This is a genomic window from Pseudonocardia sp. Ae717_Ps2, assembly GCF_001932475.1.
GTDB lineage: Bacteria > Actinomycetota > Actinomycetes > Mycobacteriales > Pseudonocardiaceae > Pseudonocardia.
On record NZ_MCIS01000001.1, the window covers coordinates 2346785 to 2369022 of the forward strand.

Consider the following 22238-nt stretch of genomic DNA (forward strand, 5'->3'; position numbering starts at 1 on the left):
GACGACACCGTGTCCACCAGCACCGCCGCCGTACCGGAGGACCGCATCTCATGACCACACTCGACGACCGTCGACGCGAGCTCATCGCCCGTCGCCTGGCCGAGGCCGGCCTGCAGCGCGACCGCGACGAGCCCGCCGCCGACGACGGCCGGACCGAGTTCGGCCTCACCCCCGGCCAGCGACGTGCCTGGCTACGTCAGCAGGTCCACCCGGACGGCGTGGCGGACAACCTCGGTGTGCGGCTCACCATTGAGGGCGAGGTGTCGGAGCCGGCGCTGGTGGCGGCGCTGCGTCACCTGGTGGCACGGCACCCGGTGCTGCGCTCCACCTTCCACGGCGGGACCGGGGACGAGACGGCGCCGACGCAGCGGGTGCACCCGGCGCCGGAGGAACCCGTCGTCGTCACCGACCTCACCCGGCTCGACGACGACGCCCGCGCCGCCCGCGTCGAGGAGATCGCGCGCGAGCGGGTCCGGCGGCCGTTCGACCTGGCCGTCGAGCCGCCGCTGCGCCTCGACCTGCTCCGCGAGTCCGCCTCCCGGATCACCGTCCTGCTCACGACCCATCACGTCGCCTGGGACGGACCGACGTTCGCCGTCGTCGCCCGGGACCTGGAGCGGTCCTACGCCGCCGCCCGCGCCGGGACACCGCTCGACGGGCCGCCCGCACCGGGCCCCGGCCGGTTCGCCCCCGACAGTGCGTCGGACGCCCCGGACCTCACCCCGTGGCGCGAGGCGCTGGCCGAGGAGGTGCCGGGGCCGTTCGTCCACCAGCCGCCCGCCGACCCGGGCGCGCCGGCCGAGGCGGCCCGCCGCACCGATCGCGACCTGTCCGCCGAGGCCGCCGCGGGGGCCCGCCGGCTCGCCCGCGAGCTCGGCGTGACCCCCTACACCGTGCTGCTCGCCGCGACGGCCGCCGCGCTCGCCCCGATCGGGCCCGACCCGCGGACCCGCATCGGGACCGTGGTCTCCGAGCGGGACGCCGAGCGCGCGGACGAGGTGGTGGGGAACCTCGCCGACCTCGTCGTCGTGCCCACGACGGTGCACGTCGGGGACACGGTCTCCGACCTCGTCGCCCGGGTCGCCGCCGACGCCGGGCGGGCGCGCCGACACGCCGTGCCCTACGACGCGCTGGTCGCCGCCCTCGGATCCCGCTCGGGCGGCGGTCCGGCCGACCTGGCCGACGTCACCGTCGACCTCGTCCCACGGGGCGGGACGGGGCCGCACCTGCCCGGTGCCGGCACGACGGTGACCCGCACCGACCCGGGCGCCGCCGCGCAGCCGCTCGTGCTCGAGTTCTTCGCCGACGACGACGCCCTGCGGGTCGAGGCCGTGCACACGGTCGCGCGTCTGGACGACGCGGTCGTCGCGGCGGTGCTCGACCGCATCGAGCGGGTGCTCTCCACCGCCCGCCCGGCCACGCCGATCACGACGCTCCTGGCCGGCCCGGCGGCAGCCCCCGGCACGGTGCCGACCCCGGTACCGACTTCGGTGCCCGGCGGTTCCCCCGCCGAGCTGCTGCGCCGCCGCGCGGACGCGGCGCCCGGCGCCCCCGCACTCGTCCACGACGGCGGGGACCTGGACTACGCGGGCCTGGACGCCGCGGTCGACGCGTTCGCCGACCGGCTCCGCACGGCCGGCGTCGCGGCCGAGACCCCGGTGGCGGTGCTGCTGCCCCGCTCGGCGGAGCTCATCGTCGCGTTGCTCGCCGTGCTGCGGGCCGGTGGCCTGCTCGTCCCGCTCGACCCGACCTACCCGGCGCCGCGCCTGCGCCTGGTCCTCGACGACGCCGCTCCGGCCGTCGTGGTGACCGGCGACGCCCCGCCGGTCGAGCTCCCGGACGGGGCCGTCGTCCTCGGTCCGCCGTCGCTGCACGGCGCCGCCGCTCCGGTCGCGCCGTTCCCCGAGCCCGACCCCGCAGCGGCCGCCTACCTGATCCACACCTCCGGGTCGACCGGGAGGCCGAAGGGCGTGCTCGGCACCCACGGGGCGCTGGCCCACCGCCTCGGCTGGGCCGCCGCGGAGTGGCCGGTGCGGCCGGGCGACACCCGGCTCGTGAAGAGCTCGGTGTCGTTCATCGACGGGCTCACCGAGCTCCTCGCCGCGGTCGCCGGCGGCGCTCGCGTCATACCGGCCGACGACGCCACCGCGGGGGACCCCGCGGCACTCGCCGAGCACGTCGCCGGGTCCGGCACGGCCCAGCTCACCGCGGTGCCGTCCCTGGTGGCGGCCCTGGCGGCGACCGGTGCGCCCGGCCCGGAGCTGCTGACCAGGCTGGTCTGTTCCGGTGAGCCGCTGACCGCGCAGGTCGTGGCCGCGGCCCGCCGCTGGGCCCCCGGCGCCGAGATCGTCAACTCCTACGGCTCCTCCGAGGTCGCCGGCGACGTCCTGGCCGGCCCCGTCGACCCCGCCGACGACGACGGGCGGGTCACCGCGGGACGACCCGTCCCGGCCACGACCGTCCGGCTGCTGGACCGGTTCCTCGGGCCGGTGCCCGACGGTGTCGCCGGTGAGGTCTACGTCGGCGGGATCCAGCTGGCGCGCGGCTATGCCGGGCGCCCGGGGGAGACCGCGGCACGGTTCGTCGCCGACCCCCACGGGTCCGGTGCGCGGCTGTACCGCACCGGTGACCTGGCGGTGCGGCTGCCCGACGGCCGGTTCCGGCTCCTCGGCCGGATCGACGACCAGGTCACCGTGCGCGGGGTGCGGGTCGAGCCGGGTGAGGTCGAGGCCGCGATCCGCGAGCTGCCCGGCGTCGCCGACGCCGCGGTCGTCGCACGGTCCACACCGGACGGTCCCGCGCTGGTCGGGTACCTGGTGCCCGCCGCGGACGGGGACACCGACCCGGACACGGACTCGGACACCGACGCGCTCCGGGCGCTGCTGGCGCAGCGGCTGCCGGCGGCGTTCCTGCCGTCGGTGCTCGTCGCGCTGCCCGAGCTGCCGCACACCCCCGGCGGGAAGCTCGACCGGCGGGCCCTGCCCGCACCGGTGGTCACCGCCGGGCGGGCACCCCGCGACGACCGGGAGCGCGAGCTGTGCGGCCTGTTCGCCGAGGTGCTCGGGCTCGACGACGGCGCTGTCGGCGTCGACGACGACTTCTTCGCCCGCGGCGGCCACTCGCTGTCCGCGCTGCGTCTGGTCAACCGGATCCGGGAGCGCTGCGGCGCCGACCTCGCCGTGCCCGAGGTGTTCGCCGCGCCCACGGTGGCGCGGCTGCGGGTCGTGGTGGACCGCGCGACGTCGACCGGGACCGCCGCCGCGGTCACGGCCGTGGGGGCGCCCGCGCGCCGCCCGGACGGCGCACCCACCGCGGTCGCGCCCGCGCAGCGTCAGATGTGGACGCTGTACCGGCTGGAGGGGCCGGCCGCGACCTACAACGTGCCCCGGGCCTGGACGGTCACCGGCCCGTTCGACGTCGGGGCACTGCGCGCCGCGCTGGCCGACGTCGTCGCCCGGCACGAGATCCTGCGGACCACCTACCGCGACGGCGGCACCGCCGGTGAAGCCGGGAACGACGCCGGGAACGACGCCGGGGGCGGCACCGACGTGCAGGCGGTCGTCCATCCCCCCGGTGCACTCCGGGCGCCGGTCGGCTGGTGCGACCTGGCCGGCCGCGACCCCGACGAGCTCCTGACCCGTCTGGTGCGCCACCGCTTCGACCTGGAGCGGGAGGCCCCGATCCGGGCCGACGTCGTCCGCGTCGACGACGACCGGCACCTGCTCACCGTGGTGTGCCACCACATCGCCGTCGACGAGTGGTCCTACCGCACCCTGCTCGCCGACCTGGGGACGGCCTATGCGGCGCGGGCGGCCGGGCGCGACCCGGGGTTCACCGAGCCTGAGCTGCGCTACTCCGACGTCGCGGCCTGGCAGGCGGACACCGTCGGGAGCCCGACGGAGCCCTCCCCGCTCGCCCGCGAGCAGCTCGACCTCTGGGAGCGGACGCTCGCCGGTGCCCCCGCCGAGACCACGTTGCCCGGCGACCGTCCGCGGCCGGAGCGCCCCTCGGGGCGCGGGGCGGAACTGGTCGGCGAGCTGGATCCGGACCTCGTCGCGGCGCTGGGCGCGGCCGCCGACCGGCACCGGGTCAGCATGTTCATGCTGCTGCACGCCGCGCTCGCGGTGCTGCTGGATGCCTCGGTCGACGCCGACCGCGGCCCGGGTGACGGAGCCGGGAACGCGGTGGTGATCGGCAGCCCGGTGTCCGGGCGTCGCGACGCCGGCACCGAGGACGTCGTCGGGTTCCTGCTCAGCACCCTGGCCCTGCGGGTCGACCTGGACGGCGACCCGACCCCGGCCGAGGTGCTGGAGCGGGTCCGCACCGCTGACCTGGCCGCGATGAGCCGCTCGGACGTCGCGTTCCCCCAGGTCGTCGAGCGTCTGGCACCGGAGCGGTCCGGACGCCACCCGCTGTTCCAGGTCGAGCTGGTGTACCTGCGCACCGACACCGCGGTCAGCGAGTTGGAGCTGGCCGGCGCGGACACCGCGACCCGGTGGGTCGGGACGGGGACCGCCAAGTTCGACCTGACGTTCGCCTTCTTCGAGACCGCCGCCGACGACGACCGCCGGATGCGGGTCGTCGTCGAGTACGCCCTCGACCTCTACGACCCGGCCACCGTGCAGGCGGCGCTGGACCGGCTGGTGGCCGTGCTGCGCCGCTTCGTCGACACGCCCGACGTGCCGCTGTCCGCGCTGCGCGGGTTCGGCGCCCCCGCCGTCGCCCGGCCCCCGGCCGCGGCCCTCGGCCCGGCCGCGACCCTCGGCGAGCTGCCCGCCGCGACCGCGGAACGGCACCCGACGGCGACCGCACTGGTCGCGGGCGAGGACCGGATCGACTACGCCGCGCTGGAGGAGCGGGTGGCCCGGCTCGCCGGGGCGCTCGTCGCCCGGGGGACCGGACCCGGCGACCGCGTCGCGGTGGGGCTGCCGCGCGGCGCGGACATGGTCGTGTCGGTGCTGGCCGTGCTGCGGGCCGGGGCGACCTACGTCCCGCTCGACGTCGACGCCTCCTCGGCGCGGACCACGACGATCCTCGACGACGCCCGGCCACGCCTGGTCCTCGCCGGAGCGGACTCGCCGTCCACGGTCACCGACGCGGGTGTCGAGGTGCTCCGCGTCGACACCGCCGACACGTCCGAGACCGCCGGTGCCGGGCGGCTCGACCGGCCCGTCGCGGTCGACCCGTCGACCCCGGCCTACGTCATCTACACCTCCGGCTCCACCGGCCGCCCCAAGGGCGTGGAGGTCTCCCACACGGCGGTCCTGGCCATGCTGGCCGCGACCGTCGGGCCGCAGGGGGAGATGACGGTCGGCCCGGACGACACCTGGACGCTGTTCCACTCGGTGGCGTTCGACTTCTCCGTCTTCGAGCTGTGGGGTGCGCTGGCCACCGGCGGCACCGTCGTGGTCGTCGACCCCGCGACCGCACGCTCGCCCGAGCACCTGTGGAGTCTCGTCGCCGAGCAGGAGGTGTCGGTGCTGAGCCTGACGCCGTCGGCGTTCCACCCGTTCGCCGCGGCCGAGCCCCCGGCGCGGGGCGGCGCCCGCCCGCCGGCGCGGAGCCTGCGCTACGTCGTCTTCGGCGGGGAGGCGCTCGATCCGCGCCTGCTGCGCGGCTGGTTCGACCGCCACCCGGCCGGGAGCCCGGTGCTCGCGAACCTCTACGGCATCACCGAGACCTGCGTGCACACCACCTACCGGGAGATCGGGCCGGCGGACTGCGACCGTCCGGTCAGCCCGGTCGGTGAGCCGCTCGCCGGCCTGGAGGTGCGGCTGCTGGACCACCGGCTGCGCCCGGCCCCGCCCGGCACCGTCGCCGAGATCTACGTCGCCGGTCCGCAGCTCGCGCAGGGCTACGCCGGCCTGCCAGGGCTGACCGCGACCCGCTTCGTCGCCGACCCCGACGGCCCCCCGGGCACCCGGCTGTACCGGTCCGGTGACCTGGCCCGACGGCGCCCCGACGGCGCGCTGGAGTTCACCGGCCGGGCCGACGAGCAGGTCAAGATCCGCGGCTACCGGATCGAGCTCGGCGAGGTCGAGGCCGCCCTGCGCGAGCTGCCCGGGGTCGTCACGGCGGTGGTCACCGTCCGTACCGTCGAGTCCGACGGAACCCCGCACCGCAGCCTCGCCGGCTACGTCGTCCCCGGCCCGGGGGCGCGGCCCGACCCGGTCGCGCTGCGGTCGCGGCTGGCCGAACGGCTCCCCGCGTACATGGTCCCCTCCGCGCTGGTCGTGCTCGACCGGCTGCCGCTGACGGTCAACGGCAAGCTCGACCGTGCGGCGCTGCCCGCCCCCGGCGACGTCGCGCCGGCCCCCGGCGCCCGGGCCGCCGCCGGACCGGAGGAGGCCACCGTCCTGGAGGCGTTCGCCGCCGTCCTGGGGACGGCGGCGGGCCCGGACGACGACTTCTTCGCCGTCGGCGGGGACAGCATCCTGGCCATCCGGCTGGTGAACCGGATCCGCCGGTCCGGGCTGGTGCTCGGTCCGCAGGACGTGTTCCGCGAGCGGACACCGGCCGCCCTGGCCGCGGTGGCCCGCCCGGCGGGGGACACCCGGGCGACCGACGGCGCCGCCGAGGTGCCGCCGTTCCCGATCGTGCAGCGGCTCGCCGAGCTGTCCGGGTCGCACCGCAGGCACAACCAGTCCGTGCTGGTCGAGGTCGGCCCGGGCCGGTCGGTCGCGGCGCTGCGGACCGCGGTGGCCGCACTCGTCGCCACCCACGAGGCGCTGCGGCTGCGGGTCACCGAGGGACTGCGGGAGATGCACGTGCGCCCCGCCGCCGAGGTCGCGGTGGACGGGTGCGTGCACGAGGTGGCGCTGCCCGACCCGCACGGCCCGGACGGGCGACGGGTGCTGGCCGAGGAGTCGGCCGCCGCGACCGCCCGGCTGGACCCGGAGGCCGGGTCGGTGCTGCAGGCCGTGCTGTTCACCGTCGCCGGCGACGAGCCGGACCTGCTCCTGCTGGTCGCGCACCACGTGGCCGTCGACGGGGTGTCCTGGCACATCCTGCTCGACGACCTCGACGAGGCGTGGACGGCCGCCGCCGCGGGCCGCCCGGTGCGGCTCGCCCCGCCGGTCACCTCGCTCGCCGAGTACGGCCGGCTGCTCGGCGAGCGTGCGGCCGACCGCGCGACGCTGGCCGAGTACCGGCACTGGCAGCAGGTGCTCGCCGCGGCCACCCCGGTCGTTCCCGACGCCGGCACCGGCACCGACACCCGGCGGGCGACCCGCAGCGCGACCCGGACGGCAACCCGGGTGCTCCCCGCCGACGTGACGGACCGCCTGCTGCGGTCGCACTGGGACGGCACCGAGCTGAGCCTCGCGGCGACGGTCGAGGCGTGGCACCGCTGGTCCCCGCAGGGCCGCGACGACCTCGTCGTCGACCTGGAGCGGCACGGGCGTGAGGAGCTGGCACCGGGCGTCGACCTGTCGCGGACCGTCGGCTGGTTCACCGCGCTGTTCCCGGTGCACCTGGTCCGCCGGGAGGGGGCCGCGGCCCTGTTGCAGGACGTCCGCGACCGGCTCGGTGGCCCGGCCGCGACCGGGATCGGGTTCGGGCTGCTGCGCTACCTGCACCCGCAGACCGGCCCCCGCCTGGCCGCGCTCGGCACCCCGCCGGTCCTGGTCAACTACCTCGGCCGGATGGACGGCGTGTCCGCGGTCGTGGGGCCGGACGACCCGCGGCGCGTCGCCGCGCGCACCGAGCAGGACCCCGACCTGGAGGTGCCGCACACCTGCGAGATCGAGGCGATGGTGTGCCGCGGGCCCCGTGGCCCGCAGCTGCACGTCGCACTCACCGCCCCGGGCGCCGTGCTGGACGCCGACGACCTGGACCTCCTGGCCCGGCACTGGGCCGAAGCACTGATCGACATCGTGAACGACCCCGCAGCCGCGGGCACGTCCGGAGGATCGGCATGACCCGCCCGCCCGAGACCGCACACACCCACGCCGACGCCGGCGGTGCCGAGCCGCGGGAGCTGGCGCTGCTGCCGTCGGTGGCCCGCCTGGCCGAGGAGTCGCCCGAGGGTGGGCCCGGTCGGGTCCGCGGTCTGCTGCTGCGCCACCGCGGCGCCGTCGACCCCGACCGGCTCCGTGCGGCCTGGGAGCAGGTGCGGGACCGCCACCCGTGGCTCACCGCGCGGGTCGAGGAGCTGGCGCCCTCGGTGTGGGTCCTGGAGACCGGCGGCACGCGTGCGGCTGGGCTCGCCGCGGCCCCGGCCGACGACCCGGGTGCGGCGCTCGGCGCCCTGGCGGAGGAGCTGGACCCGTTCGCCGGTGACCTCACCCGCATCGCGCTGCTGCGCGGCAGTGCAGCGGAAGGCACACAGGGCAGCGGCGACGCGGTCCTGCTCGTGGTCCACGAGGTCGCCGCGGACGACCGGGGCGTCGTGCTTCTGGCCGAGGACCTGGCCGCCGCCTACTCCGACCCGGCGGGCTCTCGACCCCCGACCGGCACCGGGCCCGACGACTGCGCCGAGGCCCTCGCGGCCCGGCCCGCACCGTCGGCCGAGGTCGTCCGCTCCTGGACCGGGATCCTCGCCCCGGGCGCCGCCCCGTCCGCCGGGGGCGCCCCCGGCCGCGCGGTCGCCACGGCCCGTCCGGGCAGTCCCGCCGCGGACGGCGCCGCCGTCGTCGACGTCGCGGTCGCCGCGCTGGCCGCCGCCCTGCGGGAGGCCGGGCACGCCGCCGACGAGCTCGTCGTCGACGTCCAGGACGGCACCCGGCCCGACCTGGGCGCCGACCTCGACCGCGCCGTCGTCCCGCTCGCCGGCACCGAGCCGGTGCGCGTGACGCCGGCCGGGGTGACCCGCGCACCGGACGGACCACACCCCGGGTTCGACCACCACCGCTTCCTCGACGCCCGCGGCGCCCGGGAGCTGGCCCCGCTGGACGGGGCCACGGTGCTGCTGCGGCGCCACCCCGAGCCCGACGCGGTCCTGCCGATCGACTGGGCCGACGCCGTGCGGGTCCACGGGGACACCGCACTCCCCGACGAGCTCGGACAGGTGGGGCTCGTCGTCGACCTGGTGGAGCACGTCGACGCCACGACCGTGGTCGTCCGCGGCGGGATCGGCGAGGACGCCGGCCGGGTGGCCGAGGCCGTCGCCGCCGCGCTCGCCGGGGCCGCGCACGAGCTGGTCGCCACCGCCGTGGCACCGGACCCGGCGGAGTTCGCCGCGCTGGCCGCGTCGGCACCCGCCCCGGTACGGGCGGTGCTGCCGCTGTCCCCACTGCAGGCCGGCATGTACGTGCAGAGCGTCATGGACGCCGAGCGCGACGTCTACTACGCGCAGAACACCTTCCGGATCGCCGACCGGATCGACCTGGACCGGATGCGGGCCGCCGCGGCCCGGCTCGGCGCTGTGCACCCCGCGGTCCGTGCCGGCTTCACCGGGGACACCGCCGCCGGGCCCGTGCAGTTCTGGTGCGCCGAGCACCCGGTGGAGGTCACCGAGGTCGACCTGCGTGCCGACGAGGACCCGGAGGCCGCGCTCGCCGCGGCCCTGGCCCGCGACGCCGAGGTCCGGTTCTCCCTCACCGACCCGCCGCTGCTGCGCCTGACCGTCGTCCGGACCCCCGACGACGACGTGCTGGTGCTGACCTACCACCTGCTGCTGTGGGACGGCTGGTCACGCTCCCGGGTCCTCGACGACCTGTTCACCCTGTACCGGGGCGGCGTGCCGCAGCGGCCGCGCCGGTCGTTCGCCGAGCACCTCGCCGCGCTCGCCGCCGCCGACCGCGACGCGGACCTCGCCGCCTGGCGCACCTACCTCGACGGGGTCGAGCCCACCCTGGTCACCGACGGTGTGCGCGGACGCGAGCTCGTCGTCCCCGAGGTGCTGCACGCCGAGCTCCCCGCCGCCCTGACCGGCCGGCTGGAGGCGGCCGCCCGTCGGGGCGGCGTCACCCTCAACGCGCTCGCGCAGACCGCGCTCGCCCTCGTCCTGGGCGCCGAGACCGGCCGGACCGACGTCGTGTTCGGCGCGACCGTCTCCGGCCGCCCGGCCGACGGCGACGGCCTGGAGGACACCGTCGGCGTCTTCCTCAACACCGTCGCGGTGCGCCTGGGCCTGGATCCCCGGCGCGACCTGCTCGACCACGCCCGCCGGCTGCAGGACGACCGGGCCGGCCTGATGCCGCACGACCACGCCGGCCTCGGCGACGTCCTCGCCGGCCGCGACGGGGACCTGTTCGACAGCCTCTACGTGCTCCAGAACTTCCTCGACGCCGACACCTTCACCGGCTTCGCCCGCGACAACGCCGTCACGGCGATGGACTACTCCGACCACACCCACTTCCCGCTCACCTGGGTGCTCACCCCCGGACCGCGGATCGTCGTCCGGCTCGAGCACCGCCCCGACCTCGTCGACACCGCGGCCGCGCAGCGACTGCTCGCCCGCTTCGTTCAGGCCCTGCGCGCGGTCACCACCGCCGGCACACCGGCCGGCGCGGTCGACCTGCAGACCCCCGTCGAGCAGGAGGCCCGCGCCGCGCGGGCCGCCGCCGGCGCGGTCGACGTGCCGGACGTGACGATCGCCGAGCTGCTCGCTGAGCGGGCGGCGGCCTGTCCGGAGCGGACGGCGCTGGTCGCGGCGGGGGAGCGGGTGAGCTTCGCCGAGCTGGACGCGCGGGTCAACGCGCTCGCCCGCGTGCTGCGGGCCCGCGGCGCCACCGCCGAGACCGTCGTCGCACTCGGGCTGCCCCGCTCGGTCGGCAACGTCGTCGCGCTGTTCGCGGTGCTGCGCGCCGGAGCCGCCTACGTGCCGCTGGAGCTCGACCACCCCGACGACCGCCTCGCCGCGATCCTCGCGGAGTCCGGGGCGCGGCTGCTGGTCACGACCACCTCGGTCGCCGAGCGGTTCGACGGCGACGTGCCGCAGGTCCGGCTCGACGAACCCGGCCTGTTCGACGGGATCGCCACCGCACCACTCACCGACGACGAGCTCGGGACCTCCGCCCCCGGCACCCCCGGCCGGCTCGACCACCCCGCCTACGTGATCTTCACGTCCGGATCGACCGGGCGCCCCAAGGGAGTCGTGACCCCCTACCGTGGGTTGACGAACATGCAGGTCAACCACCGGCGGGAGATCTTCGCCCCGACGATCGACGCCGCGGGTGGTCGGGTGCTGCGGATCGCGCACACGGTGTCGTTCGCGTTCGACATGTCCTGGGAGGAGCTGCTCTGGCTGGTGGAGGGCCACGAGGTCCACGTGTGCGACGAGGAGCTGCGTCGCGACGCGGAGCGTCTCGTGGAGTACTGCGGTGAGCATCGGGTGGACGTGGTGAACGTGACCCCGACCTATGCCCATCACCTGTTCGCGGCCGGTCTGCTCGACGGTGACCACGTGCCACCGTTGGTGCTGCTCGGTGGCGAGGCCGTGCCGGACAGTGTGTGGTCGCGGCTGCGCGACACCGAGGGCACGTGGGGCTACAACCTCTACGGCCCGACCGAGTACACGATCAACACCCTCGGCGCGGGCACCACCGACAGCCCGACGTCCACCGTCGGCACCCCCATCACCAACACCACCGCCCACATCCTCGACGGCTGGCTGCGCCCCGTGCCCGACGGCGTGGTCGGCGAGCTGTACATCGCCGGCGCCGGCCTGGCCCGCGGCTACCTCGGCCGTCCCGCCCTGACCGCCGAGCGGTTCGTGGCCGACCCGTGGACCCCGGGGGAGCGGATGTACCGGACCGGTGACCTGGTCCGGCGCCGCCCGGACGGCAACCTCGACTTCGTGGGGCGCAGCGACGACCAGCTCAAGATCCGTGGCTACCGGGTTGAGCCGGGGGAGATCGAGACCGTACTGGCCGCCGTCGACGGCGTCGACCAGGTCGCGGTCGTCGCCCGCGAGCACACCGAGGTCCCCGGACAGCGCCGCCTCGCCGCCTACCTCGTCGGCCCGGCGGCCGACCCGCGGACCGCCCGCGACGCCGCCGCCCGCGCCCTGCCCGACTACATGGTCCCGACCCTGTGGTCGGTCGTCGCCGCCCTGCCGCTGACCGTGAACGGCAAGCTCGACACCGCCGCGCTGCCCGAACCGGCACCGCTCGCCACCGCCCGCAGCCGAGGACCTGCCACCCCGACCGAGCACACCCTCTGCCGGATCGTCGCCGAGGTCCTCGGGGTGGACACGGTCGGCGCCGACGAGGACTTCTTCACCCTCGGCGGCGACAGCATCTCCGCGCTGACCACCGCGAACCGCGCCCGCAAGGCCGGGCTGCGGATCCGCCCCCGACACGTCTTCGAGGCCCGCACCGTCGCCCGCCTCGCCGAGCACCTCGGCGACGGCGCCTCCGCGGACGCGGCCGATGGCAGCGCAGATCCCGCCCCGGCAGATCCCGCCCCGGCAGATCCCGCCCCGGCGAGCGAGGCCGGGACCACCGGCGACGCCGGGCCCACCCTGGCCGAGGTCGCCGCCCGGCCCCGCCAGGACGTCGACGGCACCACCGAGGCACCCGCCTCGCCCGGCCAGGTCCGGATGTGGGCGCACGAGCAGCTCGCCGGACCGTCCGCCACCTACCTCATCCCACGCACCTGGGAGGTCGAGGGCCCGCTCGACGTCGCCGCGCTGCGCGCGGCCGTCGAGGACCTCGCGACCCGGCACGACATCCTGCGCACCACCTACCACGACGTCGACGGCCGGCTCGTCCAGCGCGTGCTGCCCGGCACCGCGCCGCGCACCGAGGTCCACGACCGCACCGGAGCAGGCGACGACCAGGTGTCGGACCTCCTCGCCGACCTCGTCCGGGCCCCGTTCGCGCTCGACGCCGAGTCGCCGCTGCGGCTGCACGTGGTGCGCACCGCCGTCGACCGGCACCTCGTCGTGCTCGTGGTGCACCACATCGCCGTCGATGACTGGTCGTTCCGCGCGCTGGTGCGTGACCTCGGCAGCGCCTACGCAGCCCGCGCCGCCGGACACGCCCCCGGGTTCGCGCCGCTGCCGGTCCGCTACGCCGACTTCACCGCGTGGCAGGCCGAACGCCTTGGCGACGCCCGCGACGCCGGTTCGCTCGCGGCGACCGAGCTCGACCACTGGGCCCGCGTCCTCGACGGCGTGCCCACCGAGTGCACCCTCCCGCTGCGGCACGGCCGCCCCGAGACGCGCACCGGGGCCGGCGCGGAGGTGCGGTTCACCCTCGACACCGAGCTCACTGCCGGCCTCCAGCGCCTCGCCGCGGCGCACCGGGTCTCGATGTTCATGCTGTTCCACGCCGCCGTCGCGACCCTGCTCGACCTGCACGGCGCCGGCCCGGACACCGTCGTCGGCGCCCCGGTCTCCGAACGCGACGACGACGCGCTCGCCGACGTCCTGGGCTTCTTCGTCAACACCGTCGCGCTGCGCCTGGACCTCACCGGCGACCCGTCGTTCACCGAGCTGCTCGGCCGGGCCCGCGACACCGCGCTCGACGCGATGGCCCACCAGACGGTGCCGTTCGACCAGGTCGTCGAGCGGGTCAACCCCGAGCGCTCCTCCGCCCGGCACCCCCTGTTCCAGGTCGAGATGGTGTACCTGCGGGTCGAGGACGACGCGGGTGACCTGGTGCTCGACGGCCTCGACGTCGAGCCCCGGTGGGTCGGGACCGGCACCGCCAAGTTCGACGCCACCCTCCAGTTCTTCGAGCGCGCCGGCGACGAGCCGGTGATCCACGGCGCCGTCGAGTACGCCACCGACCTGTTCACCGAGCAGGAGGTCGGCGCCGTCGTCGAGCGGCTCCGCGCGGTGCTGGCCACCGTCGTGGCCGACCCGGACCGGCGCCTCGCCGCGCTGCCGAGCGGGGACCGCGGAGCGCGGGCGCTGCCGGTCCCGCCCCGCGCGGGCGGCGGCACCCTCGCCTCACTGTTCGACGAGGTCGCCACCGCCCGCGGCGGCGCGACCGCCGTCGTCGCCGACGAGCGCCTGCGCTACGACGAGCTCGCCGACCGCGCCGCCCGCCTGGCCGGGCTCCTCGCCGCCCGCGGGGTCCGCCCCGGGGACCGGGTCGCGATCGCCGTCCCCCGTTCCGCCGCGATGGTCGTCGCGGTGCTCGGGGTCCTGCGCGCCGGCGCCACCTACGTGCCGCTCGACGTCACCGCCCCCGCCGAGCGCACCGCGCTGATCGTGTCCGACGCGCGGCCACGCTGCGCCGTCGTCACCGACGCCACCCGGGCCCTGCCCGGCGACGTCGACCTGGTCGTGCTGGACGACCCGGACACCACCCGGGACGCGGCGCCGCTCGCACCCGTCGCGGTGCCGCCCGCCCAGCCGGCCTACGTCATCTACACCTCCGGCTCGACCGGCCGGCCGAAGGGCGTCGAGGTGCCGCACACCGCGGTCCTCGACCTCGTCGCCGCCGCCGACCGGCACTACGACCTGTCCGCCGACGACGCCTGGTCGCTGTTCCACTCGATCGCCTTCGACGTGTCGGTGTTCGAGATGTGGGGCGCGCTCGCCCACGGCGCCCGCCTCGTCGTGCCCGACCAGGAGACCGTCCGCTCCCCGGAGGCGTTCTGGGAGCTGCTGCACACCGAACGGGTCACGGTGCTGAGCCAGACCCCCTCGGCGTTCGACCAGCTCGCCGAGGCCGAGCCCGCCGGCGCGGGCGACGCGCTGCGCTACGTCGTGTTCGCCGGGGAGGCGCTGGAGACCCGGCGACTGCGCCCCTGGTACGCGCGCCACCCCGAGGACGCGCCCCGGCTGGTCAACATGTACGGGATCACCGAGACCTGCGTGCACACCACGTTCCGCGCCCTGCGCCGCGCCGACGCCGAGGCCGGGGTCAGCCCGGTCGGCGTCCCGCTCGACGGTCTCGACGTCGAGCTGCTCGACCACCGTCTGCGCCCGGTGCCCGACGGCGTCGTCGGCGAGGTCTACGTCCGCGGCGGCCAGCTCGCCCAGGGATACCTGGCCCGGCCCGGCCTGACCGCGTCCCGGTTCGTCGCCGACGCCGGGGGCGGACGTCTCTACCGCTCCGGTGACCTGGCCCGCCGCGGCCCCGGCGGCGAGCTCGAGTTCGCCGGCCGCGCCGACGACCAGGTCAAGATCCGCGGGTTCCGGGTGGAGCCCGGCGAGGTCGAGGCCGCCCTGCTCGGCCTGCCCGGTGTCGGCCGCGCGGTCGTCCTGCCCTGGGACGGCCCCGGCGGCACCCAGCTCGTCGCCTACGTCGTCGCCCCCGCCGGCACGGCCGCCCCGCGCCCCGACGGTGCCCGGCTGCGCGAGGAGCTCGCCGGTCTGCTGCCCGGCTACATGGTCCCCGCCGTCGTCACCGTGCTCGACACCGTCCCGCTCACCCTGAACGGCAAGCTCGACCGCCGTGCGCTGCCCGCTCCGCAGCTGTCCTCGGCCGGGGGCCGCGCCCCCGCGGGACCGGCGGAGGAGGCGGTCGCCGCCGCGTTCCGCACCGTGCTGGGTGTGGAGCGGGTCGGTGCCGACGACGACTTCTTCGCCCTCGGTGGCCACTCGCTGCTCGCCCTGCGGCTGGTCCACGAGCTCGGCGGCGACGTCAGCGTCCGTGACGTGTTCGACCACTCCACGGTCGCCGGGCTCGCCGAGCTGACCGGGCGTGGTGGCCCGGCGGGCCGCCCGGCGCTGCGCCCGGCCGCCCGCACGGGCCGCGCACGGTCGCTGTCCGCCGGGCAGCGCCAGATGTGGGCCCTGCACCGGGTGTCCGGCCCGGACGCCGTGTACGACGTGCCGAACGTGCTCCGCCTACGCGGCCCGCTCGACACCGCCGCTCTCGCCGACGCCGTCGCCGACCTGGCGGTGCGGCACGAGGTGCTGCGCACCGTCTACACCGACGGCAACGGCGGCCCGGCCGGCGTCGTCGTCGACCGCGACCGGGTGCGCGCGGCCGTGCTGCACGAGCGGGTCACCCCGGAGACCCTCGACGAGCGGATCGCCGCCGCCGCGACCCACCCGTTCGACCTCACCGCGGAGCCGCCGCTGCGGGCGGTCCTGCTGGAGCTGGACCCGGCCGACCACGTCCTCGTCCTGACCCTGCACCACATCGCCACCGACGAGTGGTCGTGGCGCCCGCTGGTCCGCGACCTCGAACGCGCCTACGCCGACCGCCGCGCGGGCCGCGGCGCACCCGAGCCGGCGCCGGTGCAGTACGCCGACTTCGTCGACTGGCAGGCCGCGTGCCTGGCCGACGGCGCCGCCACCTCGGCCGCGACCCAGCTCGACCACTGGCGCCGCGTCCTGGACGGCGCCCCACCGGAGTGCACGCTGCCCGCGGACCGCCCGCGGCCGACCACACCGACCGGGGCCGGTGGCGTCGCGCGGGTCGAGATCGGCCCCGAGCTCACCCGCGCGGTGCACCGGGTCGCCCGCGAGCGCGGCGTCACCACCTTCATGGTGCTGCACGCCGCCCTGGCCGTGCTGCTGGCCCGGCACCGCTCCGGCGGCGACGGCTCGGACACCGTGGTGGGCACCCCCATCTCCACCCGGTTCGACCCGTCGCTGACCGACGCCGTCGGCTACTTCCTCAACACCCTCGCGCTGCGTCTGGACGCCCGCGGCGACCTCACCGTCGGTGAGCTGCTCGACGCGGCCAGGGCCGCGGACCTGACCGCCTACGACCACGCCGACGTCCCGTTCGCCGACGTCGTCGGCGCCGTCGGGCCGCCACGGGCACCGGGGCGGAGCCCGCTGTTCCAGGTGATGCTGGTCTGCCTGTCCGGTGAGACCGACGTCGTGCACCCTAGGTTCGACGGCGTCGAGGTGAGCACGCACCACGTCGACACCGGCACCGCGAAGTTCGACGCGTCGTTCAACTTCCACGACGCACCGGACCTGCTGACCGGGGTCGTCGAGTACGCCGCCGACCTGTTCGACGCCGACACCGTCGCCCGCGTCGCCGACCGGTTCGTGACGGTGCTGCGCGGCCTCGTCGGGGACCCGGCCACCCGGGTCGGCATGCTCGACGTGCTCGCCCCCGCCGACCGCGCGCTCGCCGCCGACCGGGCTCGCACCGCCGCGACGGAGGTGCCGGACGTGACGATCGCCGAGCTGCTCGCGGAGCGGGCGGCGGCCTGTCCGGAGCGGACGGCGCTGGTCGCGGCGGGGGAGCGGGTGAGCTTCGCCGAGCTGGACCGCCGGGTCACCGCGCTGGCTCGGGTCCTGCTGCGCCGGGGGGTGGGCCCGGAGTCGGTGGTGGCGCTGGGTCTGCCGCGGTCGGTCGGCAACGTGGTGGCGTTGTTCGGGGTGCTGCGTGCGGGTGCGGCCTATGTGCCGTTGGAGTTGGACCATCCCGACGAGCGGCTCGCGGAGATTCTTACCGCGTCGGGGGCGGCGTTGTTGGTGACCGATTCCACCGTCGCCGTGCGCTTCGACGCGGGTGTGCCGCAGGTGCGTCTGGACGAGCCGGGTCTGTTCGACGGTGTCCCGGACACTCCGTTGTCGGTCGAGGAGCTGGGTGCTTTCGCGCCCGGTACCCCGGGCCGGCTCGACCACCCCGCCTATGTGATCTTCACGTCGGGGTCGACGGGGAAGCCGAAGGGTGTGGTGACTCCGTTCCGTGGGTTGACGAACATGCAGGTCAACCACCGTCGGGAGATCTTCGCTCCGACGATCGAGGCTGCGGGTGGTCGGGTGTTGCGGATCGCGCACACGGTGTCGTTCGCGTTCGACATGTCCTGGGAGGAGCTGCTCTGGCTGGTGGAGGGCCACGAGGTGCATGTGTGCGACGAGGAGCTGCGTCGTGACGCGGAGCGGCTCGTGGAGTACTGCGGTGAGCATCGGGTGGACGTGGTGAACGTGACCCCGACCTACGCCCATCACCTGTTCGCCGCGGGCTTGTTGGACGGCCCGCACGTGCCGCCGTTGGTGCTGCTCGGTGGTGAGGCGGTGCCGGAGTCGGTGTGGTCGCGGCTGCGCGACACCGACGGGACGTGGGGCTACAACCTCTACGGCCCGACCGAGTACACGATCAACACCCTCGGCGCGGGCACCACCGACAGCGCGACCTCGACGGTCGGGCGGCCCATCACCAACACCCGCGCGGTCGTCCTCGACCCCTGGCTGCGGCCGGTGCCCGACGGTGTCGCCGGTGAGCTGTACGTCGCCGGGATCGGTCTGGCCCGCGGCTACCTGGGCCGGCCGGACCTCACCGCCGAACGGTTCGTGGCCGACCCGTGGGCCCCGGGGGAGCGGATGTACCGCACGGGTGACCTGGTGCGGCGTCGCGGCGACGGGAACCTGGACTTCCTGGGGCGCAGCGACGACCAGCTCAAGATCCGTGGCTACCGGGTGGAGCCGGGGGAGATCGAGACGGTGCTGGCCGCCGTCGACGGCGTCGGGCAGGTCGCCGTCGTCGCGCACGGCACGGCGACCGGCCCGAAGCGGCTGGCCGCCCACCTCGTCCCCGCCTCCGGGGACACCCCGCTCGACCCCGTCGCCGTGCGCGACACCGCGGCCCGGCTGCTGCCCGACTACCTCGTGCCCACGCTGTGGTCGGTCGTCGAGGCCCTGCCGCTGACGGTCAACGGCAAGCTCGACACCGCCGCGCTGCCCGAACCGGCGCCGCTCGCCACCGCCCGCAGCCGCGCCCCGCGCACCCCGGTCGAACGGACCCTCTGCCGGATCCTCGCCGAGGTCCTCGCGGTGGACACGGTCGGCGTCGACGACGACTTCTTCGGCCTCGGCGGCGACAGCCTGTCCGCGATCGGGATCGCCGACCGCGCCCGCGCCGCCGGACTGTCCCTGCGGGTCCGCGACGTGCTCGCGCACCCCACCGTGTCCGGTCTCGCCGCGGCACTCGGCGACGTCCCCGACCACACCGGGACGAATCACGTACCGGGCTCCGGACCGGACAGCGGGGCACCGGCAGCCGCCGACACCGCTCCCGCGGACACCGTGTCGGCCGACCGGATCGAGCTCACGCCGGTCATGCGCCGGCTCGAGGAGCTCGGCGGGCCGATCACCGGCTACCACCAGGCCACCCTGGTGCGGACCCCGGTCTGGTTCACCGCCGACGACCTCACCGGGCTGGCCGGGCGGCTGCTCGACACCCACCCGACCTTCCGGGCCGCCCTCGTGACCGGCGACGACGGCCGCTGGGAGCACCTCGCCGTCGCCCCGGCCGGGACCCTCGACCCCGCGTCCCACACCCGCCGGGTCGACGCGACCGGTCTCGGCGGCGACGAGCTGGCCGCAGCGGTGACCGCCGCGACCGTCGCCGCCCGCGACGAGCTCGACGCCGCTCCCGGCGGGATGCTGCGCCTGGTGTGGCTCGACCGCGGACCCCGGACGCCCGGGCGCCTCGTCGTCGCCGCGCACCACCTGGCCGTCGACGGCGTGTCCTGGCGGCTGCTCGTCGCCGACATCGCCGCCTGGGGCCCCGGCGGGACCGGCACCCCCGCGCCTCCGGAACGCACCACCTTCGCCCGGTGGTCGCGGCGGCTCGCCGAGCACGCCGCGTCCCCCGAGGCCCGGTCCGAACGCGACGGGTGGGTCCGCCGCGTCGCCGAGGCGGCACCATTGCCGCTGCGCCGCCCCCGCGCCGCGCACGACGTCGTCGCGGGGGAGCGCCGGACGAGCGTCACGCTCCCGGCCCGGCTCGGCACGGCGCTGCTCGTCGACCTGCCGCGCCGCAGCGGCGCCGGACCGGACGGCGTGCTGCTCGCCGCGCTCGGCGAGGCCCTTCAGGAGCTCCGTCCCGGCGGGCCCGTGCTGGTCGACACCGAGAGTCACGGGCGCCTCGACGACCTGGCCGACCCGGAGGCCCCCGACGGCCGGTGCGACCCCGCCCGCACCGTCGGCTGGTTCACCGTCGTCGCCCCGGTCCCGGTCGGCCCCGCCGGCCCCGACCCGGTCGACGCCGTCCGGCGGGTCGCCGGCGCCCAGCGCGAGTTCGGCGACGGCGGCGTGGGCCACGGCCTGCTCCGCTTCGTCGCCGGGAGCGGGCAGGCCCTGCCGCCGTCCGGTGCCGAGGTCGAGCTGAACTACCTCGGCCGGATCGCCGCAGGCCCCCCGCCGCGCGACGACGCCTTCTCCGCCGCACCCGAGACCGCGGCGGTCCAGGTCGGTGCGCCCGGCGACGTCCGGTCCGGGCACGCACTCGTGGTCGACGTGCTCGCCCGCGAGACCCAGGACGGGCCCGAACTGGAGGCCAGCTTCACCCACGCCCGCGGGGTACTCGACGACGACGCCGTCGACCGGGTCGCGCACCGCTGGACCGAGACCCTCGAGAGCTGGGCGCGCACCACCCGGGAGGAGATCTGATGGCCGCCGGGATTCTCCTCGACCTCAGCCCGCTGCGCGAGGACCGGACCTTCCGGAACCTGTTCGTCGGGCGCACGATCCTGCTGTTCGGGGTCGGCGTCGTCGCGGTGACCGTGCCTCTGGAGGTCTACACCCGCACCGGGTCCACACCGACCGTCGGGCTCGTGTCCGCCGTCGAGTCGGTCGCGTTCCTGCTCGGGTTCCTCGGCGGCGGGGTGCTCGCCGACCGCACCGACCGCTGGCGGCTCATCCGCAGCACCTGGGCGCTGAGCGGGATCTCGTTCGCCCTGCTCGCCGTCAACGCCGCCGTGTGGGAATCGACCGCGCTGACCGCGCTGTTCGTCGCCACGAACGGTCTGTCCGGATCGGTCTGCATCACCGCGATGCTCGCCGTGATGCCGTCCATCGTGGACCGTTCCAAGCTGCACGCGGTCGGCGCGCTCAACACCGTGTCGCTGCGGCTGGGGTCGGTGCTGGCCCCGGTCCTCGGCGGCCTCGCCTTCGCCGTCGGCTCCGCCGCCTGGAACTACGCCGCCGGCGCGGCGGCCGCCGCGCTCACCTGGGTGCTGCTCGCCGTCACCCCGCCGCCGGGCCACGGCCGGGTCACGGGAACCGCGGACACCCCGGAGGAGCACCTCGCGGACGGGACGGCCCCGGACGCCGTGGAGGGACCGCTGCGCGCGTTGCGCACCGGTGGCCGGTTCGTCCTGGGCGAGCCCGTCGTGCTCGGGGTGATGGCCGCCGGGGTGGTGGGCATGCTCGGTGGCGGCTCGATCGTGCTGGTCCCGGCGCTGGTCGCGGCCCGCTTCGACGGTCTACCGGTCGCCGTCGGCGCGATCTACGCCGCGCTCGCGCTCGGGGTCGTGGTGGGCTCGCTGGCCAGCGGCTGGGTCCGGCGCCACCCACGGCCCGGACTGCTGCTGCTCGTGCTGATGGTCGGGTGCTTCGCCCTCTACGCGCTGGCCGGCGCCGCCCCCGCGCTGTGGCTGACGCTCGTGGCGCTCGTCGCGGCCGGCGCGGTCAACGCGGTCGAGGAGGTGCTGCGCTACGCCCTGCTGCAGCTGCGCACCCCCGACGCGCTGCTCGGACGGGTCAACAGCCTGTTCTCCGCCCAGGCGATGGGCGGTGCCGCGATCGGCGCCGTCGTCGCCGGGACGGTCGGGGGGATCGTCGGCGACGCCGACGCCCTGTGGGTCTACAACGCCGTGATGACGGTGGTCGCGCTCCTGGCGGGGGTCCTGCTGCGCCCGCTGCGCCGCGCCACCCGGGAGTCGGTCGAGGAGCGAGTCGCATGATCTTCGTCGGGGACGGGGCACTGCTGTGGCGGGCCGTCCGGTACGCGCTGGACCGCGGGCACACCGTCGACGCGGTCTGCCACGGTCCGCGCAGTGCCGCTCCCGACGGGGTCCCGCCCCAGGTCGGCGTGCACGAGGTCGCCGACGGCGCCGCGCTCGACGCGCTGGCCGGTGACCTCACGGCCCGGTGTTCCGACGGGCTCCTGTGGTCGCTCGACAACCCGTTCCTGCTGCGCGAGGGCCTGCTCGGCTCGGGGCTGCGGCTGCTCAACGTGCACGGCGGGCCGCTCCCCGGTTACCGGGGGCTGCCGCTCGCGACGGTGGCGTACGCGATCCTGCACGGCGAGAAGGAGTTCGCGGCGACCCTGCACGAGATCGAGGCCGGGATCGACACCGGGCCGGTGCTCGCCGAGTCCCGGTTCCCGATCGACGACGACGCCGTCTTCGAGGACGTGATGATCGACCTCGTCGACGCCGCGCACGAGGTCTTCACCGAGCACCTCGACGCGGTGGTCGCCGGCTCCGGGCCGACCCCGTACCGGCCCGACGGGGTGCCCGGCTACTACGGCCTCGCCGAGGCCCGCGCGATCACCGGCATGCGCGACCACCCGCGGTACGACCGGGCGACCGAGCTCGGGTTCTTCGCCGACGTCTGGCCCGAGGCCGCGCAGGCCTGGGGCGCGGAGGGGACGTGACGAACGTGATGAATCCGGGACATGGCGATGCTCGTTCGCAGT

4 protein-coding genes are annotated in these 22238 nt (G+C 76.5%); all 4 read left to right on the forward strand.

Translation table 11 applies throughout. The features are described 5' to 3' along the window. Window positions 1-50: 50 nt before the first annotated feature. The 4 genes from Ae717Ps2_RS11125 to Ae717Ps2_RS11140 are packed head-to-tail and all read left to right on the forward strand — an operon-like array spanning window position 51 to window position 22196. Window positions 51-7919: a non-ribosomal peptide synthetase gene (locus tag Ae717Ps2_RS11125; protein WP_075333326.1), complete on the forward strand. Its 7869-nt coding sequence runs from the start codon at window positions 51-53 to the stop codon at window positions 7917-7919. Then, window positions 7916-20206 carry a non-ribosomal peptide synthetase gene (locus tag Ae717Ps2_RS11130; protein WP_075333327.1) on the forward strand — a complete coding sequence of 4097 codons (12291 nt, stop codon included), beginning with the start codon at window positions 7916-7918 and terminating at the stop codon, window positions 20204-20206. The genes Ae717Ps2_RS11125 and Ae717Ps2_RS11130 overlap by 4 nt, the downstream gene beginning before the upstream one ends. Further along, window positions 20206-21501, forward strand: a complete 1296-nt coding sequence (entS, locus tag Ae717Ps2_RS11135) for an enterobactin transporter EntS (RefSeq protein ID WP_075306669.1) — start codon at window positions 20206-20208, stop codon at window positions 21499-21501. The genes Ae717Ps2_RS11130 and entS overlap by 1 nt, the downstream gene beginning before the upstream one ends. Continuing rightward, entirely contained in the window at window positions 21498-22196 is a 699-nt protein-coding gene (locus tag Ae717Ps2_RS11140) for a formyltransferase family protein (RefSeq protein ID WP_075306668.1), read from the forward strand. The genes entS and Ae717Ps2_RS11140 overlap by 4 nt, the downstream gene beginning before the upstream one ends. Window positions 22197-22238 lie beyond the last annotated feature (42 nt).

Excerpts from the sequence above, each read along its gene's own strand:
- Ae717Ps2_RS11130 (WP_075333327.1), top strand. The coding sequence starts at position 7,916 with ATGACCCGCCCGCCCGAGACCGCACACACCCACGCCGACGCCGGCGGT.
- Ae717Ps2_RS11125 (WP_075333326.1), top strand. The coding sequence starts at position 51 with ATGACCACACTCGACGACCGTCGACGCGAGCTCATCGCCCGTCGCCTG.
- Ae717Ps2_RS11140 (WP_075306668.1), top strand. The coding sequence starts at position 21,498 with ATGATCTTCGTCGGGGACGGGGCACTGCTGTGGCGGGCCGTCCGGTAC.
- entS (WP_075306669.1), top strand. The coding sequence starts at position 20,206 with ATGGCCGCCGGGATTCTCCTCGACCTCAGCCCGCTGCGCGAGGACCGG.